The sequence below is a fragment of the Sorangium sp. So ce448 genome (assembly GCF_051520915.1).
GTDB lineage: Bacteria > Myxococcota_A > Polyangia > Polyangiales > Polyangiaceae > Sorangium > Sorangium cellulosum_B.
Map to the genome: position 1 here is coordinate 3918065 of NZ_CP150343.1, position 13504 is coordinate 3931568.

Annotated in this window: 10 protein-coding genes; 7 read left to right on the forward strand and 3 right to left on the reverse strand. The window is 68.8% G+C overall.

Features of this window, described 5'->3' with window-relative positions; all coding sequences use genetic code 11:
- Nucleotides 1-10: 10 nt before the first annotated feature.
- Nucleotides 11-2953, reverse strand: a complete 2943-nt coding sequence (tssI, locus tag WMF45_RS15105; RefSeq protein ID WP_437717583.1) for a type VI secretion system tip protein TssI/VgrG — start codon at nucleotides 2951-2953, stop codon at nucleotides 11-13.
- Between the two features lie 417 nt (nucleotides 2954-3370).
- On the opposite strand from tssI, the gene WMF45_RS15110 reads away from it, so the two are divergent.
- The 6 genes from WMF45_RS15110 (at nucleotide 3371) to WMF45_RS15135 (ending at nucleotide 8309) form a co-directional block, all read left to right on the forward strand.
- Nucleotides 3371-4225, forward strand: coding sequence for an SDR family NAD(P)-dependent oxidoreductase (locus WMF45_RS15110; RefSeq protein WP_437717584.1), 855 nt, complete (start codon nucleotides 3371-3373; stop codon nucleotides 4223-4225).
- Between the two features lie 114 nt (nucleotides 4226-4339).
- Nucleotides 4340-5167: a hypothetical protein gene (locus WMF45_RS15115; protein WP_437717585.1), complete on the forward strand. Its 828-nt coding sequence runs from the start codon at nucleotides 4340-4342 to the stop codon at nucleotides 5165-5167.
- Between the two features lie 209 nt (nucleotides 5168-5376).
- A complete protein-coding gene (locus WMF45_RS15120; RefSeq protein ID WP_437717586.1) occupies nucleotides 5377-6618 on the forward strand; it encodes a hypothetical protein in 1242 nt (413 codons plus the stop codon).
- Nucleotides 6615-6854 (forward strand): hypothetical protein, encoded by a 240-nt coding sequence (locus WMF45_RS15125; RefSeq protein ID WP_437717587.1) that lies wholly within the window; start codon nucleotides 6615-6617, stop codon nucleotides 6852-6854. Before WMF45_RS15120 ends, WMF45_RS15125 begins: the two co-directional genes overlap by 4 nt.
- A gap of 227 nt (nucleotides 6855-7081) precedes the next feature.
- Nucleotides 7082-7216: a hypothetical protein gene (locus WMF45_RS15130; RefSeq protein WP_437717588.1), complete on the forward strand. Its 135-nt coding sequence runs from the start codon at nucleotides 7082-7084 to the stop codon at nucleotides 7214-7216.
- 97 nt (nucleotides 7217-7313) lie between these two features.
- Nucleotides 7314-8309, forward strand: coding sequence for an aldo/keto reductase (locus tag WMF45_RS15135; RefSeq protein ID WP_437717589.1), 996 nt, complete (start codon nucleotides 7314-7316; stop codon nucleotides 8307-8309).
- Here WMF45_RS15135 and WMF45_RS15140 read toward each other — a convergent pair.
- Nucleotides 8251-8802, reverse strand: a complete 552-nt coding sequence (locus WMF45_RS15140; protein ID WP_437717590.1) for a pentapeptide repeat-containing protein — start codon at nucleotides 8800-8802, stop codon at nucleotides 8251-8253. The genes WMF45_RS15135 and WMF45_RS15140 overlap by 59 nt on opposite strands.
- Here WMF45_RS15140 and WMF45_RS15145 point away from each other — a divergent pair.
- Entirely contained in the window at nucleotides 8789-10504 is a 1716-nt protein-coding gene (locus WMF45_RS15145) for a hypothetical protein (RefSeq protein WP_437717591.1), read from the forward strand. The two genes, WMF45_RS15140 and WMF45_RS15145, sit on opposite strands and share 14 nt — an antisense overlap.
- Before the next feature lie 23 nt (nucleotides 10505-10527).
- Here WMF45_RS15145 and WMF45_RS15150 read toward each other — a convergent pair whose 3' ends face one another.
- Nucleotides 10528-13437: a type VI secretion system Vgr family protein gene (locus tag WMF45_RS15150; RefSeq protein WP_437717592.1), complete on the reverse strand. Its 2910-nt coding sequence runs from the start codon at nucleotides 13435-13437 to the stop codon at nucleotides 10528-10530.
- Between the last annotated feature and the right edge of the window lie 67 nt (nucleotides 13438-13504).

Here is a 13504-nt window from a genome sequence, read left to right on the forward strand (position 1 = left end):
TATGCGTCTGCTAGCCGAGCTCGATCCGGCCGCCACGGATAGTTACCCTGGAAGAAGAGCACGCTACGCTGGTCCCGCCTTTTACCAGCTTGGCTGCGCTGGCCCCCAGAATACACTGGGAACCTCCGTTCTTTACCGACACTGTCCCGCCCTTGACAGACAGACCGTCGGTCCTTGAGCCGACCGTGACGTTGCCAGGCTTTGCGCTCATTCCCCAGCCTCCGGACGTGACCTCTGCCTGCGTTGCACCATCGATCTTGGCGTCGCCGGTGGATTTGATGTGGATACTGGCCGCGTTCTCTTGCAGGCTTCCCGATGCCTTTATGGTTGTGTGAGAGGCGGATTGGATGTTGATGGACGCATTAGACTTTATTTGAGCATCGCCAATGGCGCTGACGTTGAGCGATTTGCCTGTCTTGAGCCGCATGAGCCCGCCGCTCTGGACTTTGGTCGATCCGGATGACTTTGATATGAAGGCGCCAGATTTGAGGTCGATCTTGGAGCCGGCTGTGATGAGCGTAGCGCCGCCGGCGCCCACGGACGCCCTGCCTCCCGATTTCAGCATGGCGATCGCGCCGCCAGAGACGATGGCGTTGCCAGCGGAGGAGAGCGCAGCGGACGCGGCGCCGCCGACGAACGCGTCGACCTTGCCCATCAGCACCGCTGAGTTGTCCCCGCCACCGAGGAAGAAGGGGGCGCCCATGCCAGGTATGACCGCCGAGACGCGAGGGACCGCGGCGATCCCGTTGGCCGCGCCAATCATGCTGTTCGCAATTCCGACTTGCGCGGCTTCCATCGCCTTCCCGGCCTTCTTCGCGGCGTCGCTCAGCAGTTCGACTCCGGCCTTCTTGCCCTCGCGGAGCGCCTTCGCGGCCCCGCTGGTCCCCGATACGATGTCATGCACGATCCCGGCTTTTCGTCGCGTCTGTTCTTCTTCGGCGATCTTCTTCGCCAGATCTTCGGCTCTCTTCTTCGCGTCAGCGTGTTGTTTGGTGGCTGCGACCGCTGCCTGGTACTCGGGGGCCTCTTTCTCCCATTCTTCCTTCGTCATGGCCCTGAGCAACCCGTAATGATCCTTCTTCGGCGGCGGGTTGTTCTCCGGGTAAGGAGCCTTCGCCTGGGCCGCCGCGAGCACCCTCTTCATGTGCTCCTCCGCGATGACGACCTCCTCGTTCGCCTTCGCCTGCTGCATCGCGTCCCATTTCTTCGGTAGTTCGAGCGCGGTCTTCGCGACGCCGAGGATGTCGTCCACGATCTTATGATGCTTGTCATCGGTCAGCGCCTTTGAGAACGCTTGCGCGGCAGTTGCGTACTGTGTGATGCTCGAGGACGCCACGACGGACGCGATGTCCGTGAGGGTCGTGGCGACCGACGTCAATGTGCTGACGCCGGCAGCGCCGAGCGCCGTGATCGCCTCCTTCGTGGTGAGCGCCGCGCCGGACTCCGGCGTGTTCGGGGATCCGAGCTGGAAGGTCGCGCCGCCGTACGGCGTCGAGAGCTTGATCCGCTCCTCGCCCTCGTTGTCATCGATGTTGATCTCGTTGCCGCCGCCGGTCCGGATGACGTTCCTGCGCGCGTTCTTCGCGTCGACCGTGCTCGGCGTCTGCGGGTTCGGCACCGCGCCGGCGATGATCGGCCGGTCCGGGTCGCCGTCGATGAAGGTGAGAATCACCTCCACTCCGCTGCGAAGCGGGAAGTGGAACCCGTAGCCCGCTCCGGTATGGGGCTGGGCCATGCGGATGAGCCTCGATGCCTTGCCGTCCTCGGCGCTGCTGGTGTCGAACAGGAAGCGCACGCGGTAGCGGCCGCTCTCATCGACCTCGGCGTACTGGCCCTTGGCCGCGGCGTCGATGACGCCCGTGATCACGCCGTGCACCTTGGGCTTCGGGGTGACGCGCGGCGGGCGGTACGTGGTCGCATAGGGGATCGCGCGGAAGTCGTTCTCGTAGGCGCGTTCCTCGCCCGTGCCCGCGTTGAGCGTGGCCTGCTGCAGCCGGTGGCGCACCTCGACGAGCAGCAACTCGATGTCTCCGCGCGGGTGTCCCTCGAGCGTGAGCCTCGCGCCGGCGCCGAGGGCCTGCACGTCGCTGGCTCCCTCGAACACCCTGCGGCCGGCGCGCAGCTCCTCCGCGCGGAGGACCGCGATGCGCTCGCCCTCGTCGGGGGTCTTGAAATGCGCGCCGTACTCGACGATGCCGCCGCCGGACGCCTCAGAGACGGTCGCCGCGGCCATCAAAGGCACGTGCGGTGCGCGGTAGTTGTAGTCCTTCACCACGTACCGGCTCGGGACGGTGCGCGTCGTGCCCTCCAGGCGGTGGACGCCGATGCGATCGCCGCGCGGGTAGAAGTGCGCGCGCCCGTCGCCGGCGACCGGCTGAAAACCGCTGTTCGTGTCGGAGAAGACCACGACGTCGCGGCCGTCGCGGTGCTCGAAGAAGAACGAGATGCCGAGGTGCTCGGCGAGGCGCGAGACGAACTGGAGGTCGGTCTCCTTGTACTGCACGACGTACTCGCGCGGCGGGTACGTCGAGACAAGGCGGAGCTCGAAGTCGTCGCCCTCGTGGAGACCGGCCCGCTCGAGCTTCTTCTTGATGATCTCGGGGACCGAGAGATCCATGAAGATCTCCGACGTCTCGGTGAGGGTCAGCCGGAACGCGCGCGGCACGAAGGTGAGCGTGTACGCCATGTGCAGTGTCTCCGTGTGGAGCGCGTCGCGCACGACGGAGATGACGCCGAAGAGCCGCCGCTCCTCGCGGTCGCCCCTCAGGAACACGAGCGCGGCGGGCTCGGCGAGGAGCGCCTCCTCGTCGAGCCCCTCGGGGCTCTTGCACACGACGTGGAGCTGGAACTCGAACGGTTGCGAGATGACCTCGCGCCCGGTGAGGTCGTGGAGCTCGACCGCGTCGGCCGAGAAAGCACGCGATTCCAGGCGAGCAGAGAGGATGTCCTTCATGAGCGTCCCTCGGGTGAAGAGACGCTACCATCGCCCGTCGACGAGCTCTCTTTCAAGGTGCTCGTGCAACGGAGCGTCGCCGCGCTCGGCGCCGCTCGCGGCAGTCCATCAGCCCTCCAGCGCCATCTCGGGCGCCTGCCTCCGCGACAGCATCCGGAGCTTGCTCAATGCGTTCTCCTCGATCTGCCTGACCCGCTCGGCTCGTCGTCCCAATCATAGGACGTGCTCTGCGCCGGGTTCGCCGTGGCGTAGGGCCTGTCGGCGGCGAGCGCCGACGCCTCCTGTTTGAATTTCAATCCTGGCTGGATGTTGCCGTGCACCTCCATCCGGAATTCCAATTTTCTCCGGCTCGTGTATCACCGTCGACGGGGCAACGAGGGCCGCGTGAGGCCTCGGCGCCCGAGGAGGGAAGGACCGATGACGGCGAAGCGGGTGGCGCTGGTGACGGGCGCGAGCACGGGGATCGGCCGGAGCGTGGCGGAGACGCTCGCGAGGAACGGGTATGTCGCCTTCGCGGGCATGCGCGATCCCAACGGCAGGAACCGAGCGGCGCGCGACGAGGTGGCCGGGCTGGCGACCGCGGGGATCCCCATCGAGGCGGTTGCGCTCGACGTGACGGACGACGCCTCCGTGGCCGCGGCGGTGGCGACGGTGGTGGAGAAGACGGGGAAGATCGATGTGCTCCTGAACAACGCGGGCGGCTGCCTGATGGGGCTGACCGAGTGCGGCAGCGTCGATCTGCTGCAACGGCTCCTCGATACCCACGTCCTCGGGACGCAGCGCGTCTGTCGCGCCGTGCTGCCGCACATGCGCCGGCGAAAGACCGGGGTGCTCGCCTTCACGTCCAGCTTCGGCGGGCGCATCGTCGTACCGACCACGACGCTCTACTGCGCGGCCAAGGCCGGGATGGAGATGATCGCCGAGGGCTACAAGCGCGAGCTCGCGTCGTTCGGGATCGACGTCGTGATCCTGGAGCCGGGAATGGTCCAGACGAAGATCTTCGACAACATGTGGCTGGACGACGACACGGCGCGCGCCGCCGAGTACGGGGCGCTCGGGGGCGTGGGGCGCGCCACGCTCGAGATGGCCAGGACCATGAAGGGGCCATCCCCGGAAGAGGTCGCGGGCGTGCTTCTGAGGCTGCTGGAGACGCCGCACGGGCAGCGGCCGCTGCGCACGACGTTCGGCGCGGACGCGGCGCTGGCCGACCCGGTGAACGTCGCTGCGGGCGAGGCCGCGCGGGCGCTGTACGCCCTGTTAGGCATGTCGTAAGACGACATCCATCCGTTCGCGCTGGCGCTCCTCCTGCGCGGCGGCACCTTCTCGCGCGGCGTGCCGTTCACCCGCCGCGGATACGGGGTCATCCCGGAGCCTTCGGAGCCCACCATGTTGAACGTCCTTCTCGGCCTCTCCCCGCTGCGCCCCGCCGTCCGCCTCGAGACCGTCGAGCGGCGCGACTTCACCGAGCCGCGCCTGCGCGAGCTCCACGCCCTCTCGAACGCGCTCATGGCCGAGGACTTCGGGCACTTCTGCGTCCACGCGAGGACCAACGATGTCGTCCACGTCTTCCGCCGCGCCGACACCGGGGCGATCGTCGGCTTCCAGTTCTGGAAGACCGCGCCGCTCGCCTTGCCCCGCAGCCGGGCCATCGTCGGCGGGAAGCTCAGGATCTCGCCGGACTTCCGGACCCGCGGGCTGCACCTCGTCTCCGGCCTCCTGTTCTTGCTCGAGACGAAGCGCCGCGCCCCGCGGACCCGCTTCTACCGGCTCTCGATCGCGAGCCTCTTCGGGTTCGTCTCCATCACCGAGGCGCTCGCGCGCTACGAGCTCTTCGATCCGAAGCGCCGGGGCGCCGCCGAGGACGAGGCGGTGCGCGAGGCGTTCCTGAAGCTCGCCAGGGAGAGCAACTACCACGTCGACGACGAGACCGGGCTCTTCCGCGTCAACATCTTCATGACCGAGGAGACGGTGAGCCGGTATCCGCCGCGCTACTTCGAGCGCCCGGCCGCGCGGCGCTACGCCGCGGCCAACCCCGGCTTCCGCACGAACGGCTGCTACGCAGGCTTCTGGTTCCGCTTCACCAGCGAGAACCTCCTCACCATGACCCGCGCCGTCATGAGGAGGCTCTTCCGGCGGGACCCCCCCGTGGATCCACCCGGCGCTATCGGGCGTCCGCAGCCAGGCTCTGAATCTGCTCCTTCTGATTCACGATGACGCTCACTTGCGCCTCCGCTTCGAATTCCTGGAAGCGAGCGCCCCTCAGGATCTTGGCCGCCCGCCTCGAAGGGCGGCGGCGTGCCAGAGCGCTCCCCATCAGCGCCGTGGGCGAGATCGGCCATCCGGTGAGAGAATCCCCGGAGCCTCCTCCGATCCGCCACATCTCGCGCGCAGCCCGGCCACGGCGCCGCGCCACGCTCCGTCCCATGACCGACCTCTCCTCCACCGCCGGCGTCGTGGTTCGCCCTGCGGCGGCGGGCCGCCTGCGCCGGCTCGGCGCCGCCGCGCTGTCGCTGCTGGTCGCCACGGCCGTATGGCTTCCGTGCCTCCACCTCTTCTTCCGGAGCGAGCCGGGCGAGCACGGCGCCTCGGGCGCGCTCTCGCCGCGTGGCCAGGCGCTGCTCGCGCATCAGCTCTCGCTCTGGGAGAAGGACAGCGCCGCGCAGGGCGCGGCGCTCGCGCGGATGCGGGCCGCGAACGCCGAGTGGGACTTCATGGGACGGACCTTCCTCGTCCTCGGCCTCGCCAACGCCGCGCTGCGGGATCCGGGCGCCCAGGCGCGCCACCTCGCCGTCATCGACCGGATCGTCGACGAGACCCTCGCGATCGAGCGCGAGCGGGGGATGCTGCACTTCATGATGCCGTACGCCACGCGGCGGCCGTTCGTGCAGCAGCCTGCGCGCAGCCTCTTCGTGGACGGCGAGATCGCGCTCATGCTGGGCGCGCGCGCCCTGGTCGCGCGACGCGCCGATCACGAGGCCGAGCTCGACGCGCGCGTCGCCGAGATGCGGTCCCGCATGGAACGGAGCCCCGTGCTGTCGGCCGAGAGCTACCCCGACGAGTGCTGGACCTTCTGCAACACGCTCGCCCTCTCCGCGATGCGCATGGCCGACGCGCTGCACGGCGAGCGCCGCGGCCTCGATCTCGGCCGCCGCTGGCTCGCGGCGGCGCGCGCCCGGCTCCTGGACCCGAAGACGGGGCTGCTCGTGTCGAGCTACACCCACGACGGCAGGATCCTGGACGGCCCGGAGGGGTCGTCCCTCTGGCTGGTCGCGCACGCGCTGCTCCTGATCGACGCTGATTTCGCGCGCGATCAGTACGCGCGGGCGCGCCGCGAGCTCGGGGCAGAGCTCCTCGGCTTCGGCTGGGCGCGCGAGTGGCCGCGCTCGTGGGCCGGCCCGGAGGACGTGGACTCGGGCCCGATCGTGCCGCTCGTCGGGGCGAGCGCCGGATCGAGCGGCCTCGCGCTGCTCGGCGCCGCGGCCTTCGGCGACGCGCCGTACCTCGGAGGGCTGCTCACGTCGCTCGACCTCGCCGCGTTCCCGATCCGCGAGGGCGACCGGCTGCGGTACGCCGCGAGCAACCAGGTCGGCGACGCGGCGCTGCTCTACGCGCTGAGCTTCGGCCCGCTCTGGGAGCGGATCGCCGGCGCGGGAGGTGCCCTGTGAGCCGACAGCTGGCCCTCGGCGCCGCGATGCTCCTTGCGGCCTTCGTTGCCTGCCACGTGCTCGGCCTGCGCGAGCATGTCTCGGTGCTGAGCGGCACGCCCCCGCCCGCCGGTGGGGGCGATCCGTCGCTCGGCGTCGCCTACGCGCTGGCGTGGTTCGGCGGCGTGATCTTCGCGCCCATCCTCGCGATCGCGGCGGGCGTGCTCGCGGTCGTCGACCGGCTCCGGTCGCGGTGACCCGCGCCCTCTCGGGCGGCTCGCCGCCGCGCTGAGCCGCTGCCTGCGCCGCCTCGGCGGGCTCGCGCAGGGCGCCCTCGCGCGCCAGGCGCTCGCTCCGCGCGCCTCGGCGGCGGGCGAGCTGCTCCACCCCCAGCACGTCGCCAGCAGGCTGCTGCCTGCGAAGCAGACACGCCGCCCGGCCTGCCGGCGCACGGCCGGAGCCGGAGAAGGACCTCGCCGCGTCGGTGAGCATCGGCCGGATCGTCGACTCCCGCGAGGTCGCGTGGGTCGTCGCGTTCCTCGCCTCGTCGAGGAGCGTCGCGATCAACGGCGATGCCGTCGTCGCAGGCGGCGGCAGCGTCGGGCCGATCTATTATTGAGCCCTGACCGACGGGCCCGCGCCACGCGCGGGAGCTGAAGACGAGGGCGCCAGCTCGACGCCTCGAGCCAACCTAGCCAAAGCACCAACGGAAAATCATGAGCATCCCGACGACCCGACTCGGCCGTACCGGCCTCACCGTTTCTCGCCTGTGCCTGGGCACGATGACGTTCGGCTTCCAGACGGACGAGGAGACCTCCCGCGCCATCCTCGACAAGGCCGCTGCGGCCGGCGTCAACTTCCTCGACACGGCCGACGTGTATCCGCTGGGCGGCGGTCTGGAGGCCGCCGGGCGCACCGAGGAGATCGTCGGCCGCTGGCTCAAGGGCAAGCGAGACCGCTTCATCCTCGCCACCAAGTGCGTCGGCCGCGTGGGCCCGAACGCGTGGGATCAGGGCGCCTCCCGCAAGCACATCCTGGACGCGATCGACGCCTCCCTGCGCCGTCTCGGCACCGATTACGTGGATCTCTATCAGCTCCACTCCGACGATCGCGACACCCCGATCGACGAGACGCTGGAGGCGCTCGACATCGTCGTTCGCTCAGGCAAGGCGCGGTACATCGGCGTCTCCAACTACCTGGCATATCGCCTGGCGCGCGCGCTCGGCCGCGCCGACGTGCGCGGGCTCGCGCGGTTCGTGTCCGTGCAGCCGCGTTATGCGCTGTTGTTCCGGGAGATCGAGCGCGAGCTGCTCCCGCTCGCGCAGGAGGAGGGGCTCGGCGTCATCCCCTACAACCCGCTCGCCGGCGGGCTCCTCACGGGCAAGCACCGCCGCGGCGAGCCGACGACGGACACCCGCTTCACGCTCGGCACGGCGGGGACGATCTACCAGCAGCGCTACTGGAACGAGCGCGCGTTCGCGACCGTCGAGAAGCTGCAGGGCATCGTCGCCGAAGCAGGGCTATCGCTGACGAGCGTCGCGGTCGCGTGGGTGCTCGCCAACCCGGCGATCACGTCGGCGATCATCGGCGCCAGCCGGCCGGAGCAGCTGGACGCGACGATCGCCGCGGCCGAGCTGGCGCTCGATCCAGCCCTCAAGGCCCGGCTCGATGAGGCGACCGCGGAGTACCGCCGCGGGGACTCGCCGCGCTGAGCGGGGGCTGGCGGGCTCCCGCCAGGAGGCCCGAGGCCGTCCCGACGCCCCCGGTCGGGGTGCGCGGCGCGCCAGAACCCCTCTGGATGGCATAGCGGTTCACGTTGCGGAAGACGGCGCCGGAGAGGCTCGCGCCGCGGAGATCGATGTCGCGCCGGAGGGCCTGCGAGAGATAGGCGCCGCGGAGATCGATGCCGGGCGCGGCCGCGTCCGCGATGTGGCTGCCGGCGAGCTCGCCGCGCTGGCTCTTTTGCCGGAGCTCGGCTGCGGTCGCGGCGGAGCCGTCGTTGCGCTCGGCGGACAGGGGCGCGGCGAGGCTAGGCCATCGCGCGGCCTGTGTCGCTGAGGTAGCGTGCGGGCTGGGCGTGAGCTCGCCGGGGGTGCCGGGGGCGTTGGCTGGGAGCGGGGGAGGGGAGAGGAGAGGGATGATCAGCGTCGCGGTGAAGATCGAGACGGCGTGCGGGACGTGCAGGATGCCGATGCCGGTCAACACGCTGGCTCGCGAGGTGGGCTGCCCGAGCTGCGGGAGGCCGGCGGCGCTCGGTGTCGATCTCTGGCAAGCGTTGCTCCGTGATCCGCTCTACAACGGCCCAAGATTGCTCCCCAACGAGGTGCGTCGCAGCGCGGCCGGCAAGCTGTCGGCCGCCTACATCCGGCGCGCGCCCGCGTGCCAGGGCTGCGAGAAGGCGATCCCCGCATCGAGCATCCAGGCGGTGGTGGATCAAGCGATGCTCCGTTGCGATCGCTGCGCGGTGCAGACCTGGGTCCGGCGGGTGCCGCCGGAGCTGGCCGGAGCGCTCCCTGACATCACGCACCTGGTCGGCGAGGAGCCGGACCGGCTCGCAGGAGCCCCTGCGCCCCAGGCGGAGCCGGCGACGTTTCCGTGCCCGCAGTGCGGCTCGCCGGTCGCCTTCGACGGGGTGAGCCGAGCGTGTGTGTGCCGCTTCTGCAGCGCGAGCGTCCACGTCCCGGATGAGTTCGTGTACCGGGGACGAAGGCGGGTGGTGGCGCACTGGTATCTCTGCTTCGCGCCGTCCGTCGTCGTGCGCACCCCCGCCGCGCAGGCCGTCGCCGCGGGGCTGTTCGACTGGGAAGGGCTGCCGGAGGCGGCCGTCGACGCGGAGGGGAACCTCTACTGCGCAGCCACGCAGTCGCGCTGGTTCCTCGACCAGGCTGGAAGAACGCAACACAAGATCGACAGGGTCCTGTGGTCCATGGATCCCTCGCTGGGCATCCGTTGGCTCCAGCGCGATCGATCGGAGGAGGTGCGCTTCCTTGGATGCGCGAAGGACGCGCTCCTCGTGATCGACGCCGGAGGTGCGCCACCGCTCCGGCTCGCGTCGGCGACGGGTGCGCCCCTCGAGCGCGCAGGCGCCGTGGCGCCGAGCATCGAGCTGAGTTTGATCGAGCAGGGCTGCCTGAGCTACGATCATGACGGCTCGCTGCTGCTCCAGAAGGATGGCAAGCTCCAGCGGATCGGGGCGGACGGAGCGGCTATGCCCGTGTGGACCAACGGCGCCGCGCGGGACGACACCGGCGAGGGGTCCTGCTGGAGCTTGACCTCGCTCGCCGATCATCCGGTGACGCTTTCGTCCTTGGCGAGCACGTCTATACATTGCGGTCCGGATGGTTCTCTCTACCTGCTCGACGGGAACCTGCTCGCTCGCTTCGAACGAGGCGGGCGCAAGGTATACTGCGTCGAGATCGGCGGCGGCTCCGCGGATCGGCAGAGTGGTGCGCTAGGCGCCGATCGTGACGGGAATGCTTATGTCATCCGCGGCGATCGACTCGTGCGGGTCGGCGCAACGGGCAACGAGAGCGTGATCCTGTACGCGGAGCGCGACGCCCTGCCGCGCGCGGACATGACCATCGCTGTATGTCCAGACGGGTCGTTCTGGCTGTTCGGCAAGGAGGGGCTCGCCTGGAAGTTCGACCCGAGGTGCAAGCTCCTCTTCGCCAGCGAGAAGGAGCCCAGGCCGAAGAACCCGAGCATGGACGAGGTCTTCCAGCAGCACGTTGAGAACGTCATGGAGATGGCAAACGTGCGGGCCAATGCCTGCCAGGAGGATTTGCTGCGAGTTCACGGGGAGCTGACGAGGCGGGAGAAGGCGAGCAAGAGCTTCATTAACAAGATCTCATGGGTGCTCACGATTTTACTGATTCTTGCGTTCTTTGCGTATGAGAGTTGCAGTTGAATGCCGGAAGAATCGGTTTGGCTCTATCCAAGATCGATGCGGCCTGCTCTGACCTTGAATGCGCCCTTTCCGACGGTGACCTTCGCCGATCCGGCAAACAGTTCGATAGTGCTGCTCGTTACGCTGCACATGGAGCCTCCCTTGATGAGGCGCGCCTGGCTCCCTGTGACCGCCAAGCGGCAATCTTTGTTCCCAACGGTGACGGTGGCGTCATCTGCGCTCAGGCTCCATTGCCCCCCCTTGACGAGCGCGGAGCTTCCTTCTATCTCGAGTTTGCCGGCGCTCTTGATGCTCGTCGCACCTTTGGACTTGATGTTGACGGCGCCGCTCGACTCGGCGACGAGCGGCCCTGTGGCTCTCATCTCGAGCGAGCTGCCAGTCTTCATGTCGAGCCTTGTGCCCGACTCTATGTGCACGACATTGTCGCTGTCGATTGTGATCGCGTGGCTGCTCTTGAGCTTTAAGAGACCGAGCGACATCAGGTCCACGAGCGCATCGGATGTGACCAGGGCTCTGGCCCTGCCTGCGATCTCGACGGCGCCGCCGGACTTCAGTACCGCGGCCGCCCCGCCTGCAACGATAGCTTGCCCATTGGCTGACATTGTCGCATTGGCGCCGCCGAGCACACAGGCGCTCGTGAGCCCCGTGATGGCGGATGTCACCATGGAAGAATTCAAGTTGATCGGGGTTCCAGGTGCGGGGACAGGAGATGGGATCCGGCCCGCCGATGCGAAGCCGTTGGCCAGGAGAGCCATGCCTTTCGCGCCCGCGACGCTGGCATGATCCGTGTTTCGTTGGGCGATCTTCGTGGTGGAGCTGATGAGGTCACGCCTGGCATTTAATAGCGCACTTCCCGCCTTTGCCCTCTCGAGCGAATCCCCGGCGGTTCGCCAGGTCACCGCGTCGTCGCTCTGCGCGTTCAGCGTCTTGTACGAGTCGGCCAGGGCCTTCGCGGCCTTCGCGTCTTCCGTCGCCTTTGCGATCCTCTGGACGTCCTCGGGATGGCTGGCATCCCACTCCTGGCGTGTGGTCGGCCGGCTCGCGCCCTTGGCGTTGTCACCCTCGGGGCGCGTCATGAAGTCGATGGTTTGCATCCTGCTAGTCACCGAGCGTTCGAGGGCGTCGACACGCGCCTGCGCTTTCACGGCTTCTTCGTCGAGCCTTGCGTGCTGAAGGCCGTGCCATTTCGTGTTGGTGTCCACGACGCTCTTTGCGACGCCGAGCACGCCGTCCAGCAGCTTCTGCCCCTTCTCTCCCTTGAGCGCCTCCATGACGCTCGCCGCTCCAGCGTGATTGACGATATTTCCGGAAGCCAGGACGGAGGCGACGTCGGACATCACCGTGCTCACGGATGTGAGCGTGCTCACGCCTGCGTTGGCGACGGCCGTGTAGGCCTCCTTCGTGGTGATCGCAGCGCCAGCCTCCGGGGTGTTCGGAGAGCCGAGCTGAAAGGTGGCGCCGCCGTAGGGGGTCGAGAGCTTGATGCGCTCCTCGCCCTCGTTGTCGTCGATGTTGATCTCGTTTCCGCCGCCGGTACGGATGACGTTCCTGCGGGCGTTCTTTGCGTCGACGGTGCTGGGCGTGTGGGGGTTGGGGACGGCGCCTGCGATGATGGGCCTGTCGGGGTCGCCGTCGATGAAGGTAAGGATGACCTCGACGCCGCTGCGCAGGGGGAAGTGGAAGCCGTATCCGGCGCCTGCGTGGGGCTGTGCCATGCGGATGAGGCGCGAGGCCTTGCCGTCGTCGGCGGCGCTGGTATCGAAGAGGAAGCGGACGCGGTAGCGGCCGGTCTCGTCGACCTCGGCGTACTGGCCCTTGGCGGCGGCGTCGATGACGCCGGTGATGACGCCGTGGACCTTCGGCTTCGGGGTGACGCGCGGCGGGCGGTACGTCGTCGAGAAGGGGATGGCCCTGAACTCGTTGGCATAAGCGCGCTCCTCACCGGTGCCGGCGTTGAGGGTGGCCTGCTGGAGGCGGTGGCGGACCTCGACGAGCAGGAGCTCGACGTCGCCGCGGGGGTGTCCCTCGAGGGTGAGGCGAGCGCCGGCGGCGAGGGCCTGGACGTCGCTGGCGCCCTCGAAGACCTTGCGGCCCGCGCGCAGCTCCTCGGCGCGGATCGCAGCGATGCGCTCGGCCTCGTCCGGGGTCTTGAAGTGGGCGCCGTACTCGACGATGTCGCCGCCGGACACGGCCGAGACCGTCGCCGCCGCCATCAAAGGCACATGTGGTGTCCGGTAGTTGTAGTCCTTGACGACGTAGCGGCTCGGGATGGTGCGTGTCGTGCCCTCGAGGCGGTAGACGCCGAGCTGATCGCCGCGCGGGTAGAAGTGGGCGCGCCCGCCGCCGGCGATGGGCTGAAAGCCGCTGTTGGCGTCGGAGAAGACGATGACGTCGCGGCCGTCGCGGTGCTCGAAGAAGAAGGAGATGCCGAGGTGCTCCGCGAGTCGTGAGACGAAGTGGAGGTCCGTCTCCTTGTACTGCACGATGTACTCGCGCGGTGGATAGTCGGAGACCAGGCGGAGCTCGAAGTCGTCGCCCTCCTGGAGTCCGGCGCGCTGGAGCTTGGTCTTGATGACCTCCGGGACGGTGAGATCCATGAAGATCTCCGAGGTCTCGGTGAGCGTCATCCGGAAGGCGCGCGGGACGAAGGTGAGGGTGTAGGCCATGTGCAGCGTCTCGGTGTGGAGCGCGTCGCGCACGACGGAGATCACGCCGAAGAGGCGCCGCTCCTCGCGATCGCCGCGGAGGAAAACGAGCGCGGCGGGCTCGGCGAGGAGCGCCTCCTCGTCGAGGCCCTCGGGCGTCTTGCAGACGACGCGGAGCTGGAACTCGAAGGGCTGCGAGACGACCTCGCGCCCGGTGAGCTCGTGGAGCTCGACGGCATCTGCAGAGAAAGCACGCGATTCCAGGCGAGCGGAGAGGATGTCCTTCATGAGCGTTCCTCGGGTGAAGAGACGCTACCATCGCGCGCAAGTGCGCTGTCGCGCAAGCGGTCCGTGC

Bases quoted from the DNA above. Each gene is read 5' to 3' on its own strand.
- tssI (WP_437717583.1), bottom strand. From the start codon at position 2,953: ATGAAGGACATCCTCTCTGCTCGCCTGGAATCGCGTGCTTTCTCGGCC.
- WMF45_RS15110 (WP_437717584.1), top strand. From the start codon at position 3,371: ATGACGGCGAAGCGGGTGGCGCTGGTGACGGGCGCGAGCACGGGGATC.
- WMF45_RS15115 (WP_437717585.1), top strand. From the start codon at position 4,340: ATGTTGAACGTCCTTCTCGGCCTCTCCCCGCTGCGCCCCGCCGTCCGC.
- WMF45_RS15120 (WP_437717586.1), top strand. From the start codon at position 5,377: ATGACCGACCTCTCCTCCACCGCCGGCGTCGTGGTTCGCCCTGCGGCG.
- WMF45_RS15135 (WP_437717589.1), top strand. From the start codon at position 7,314: ATGAGCATCCCGACGACCCGACTCGGCCGTACCGGCCTCACCGTTTCT.
- WMF45_RS15145 (WP_437717591.1), top strand. From the start codon at position 8,789: ATGCCGGTCAACACGCTGGCTCGCGAGGTGGGCTGCCCGAGCTGCGGG.
- WMF45_RS15150 (WP_437717592.1), bottom strand. From the start codon at position 13,437: ATGAAGGACATCCTCTCCGCTCGCCTGGAATCGCGTGCTTTCTCTGCA.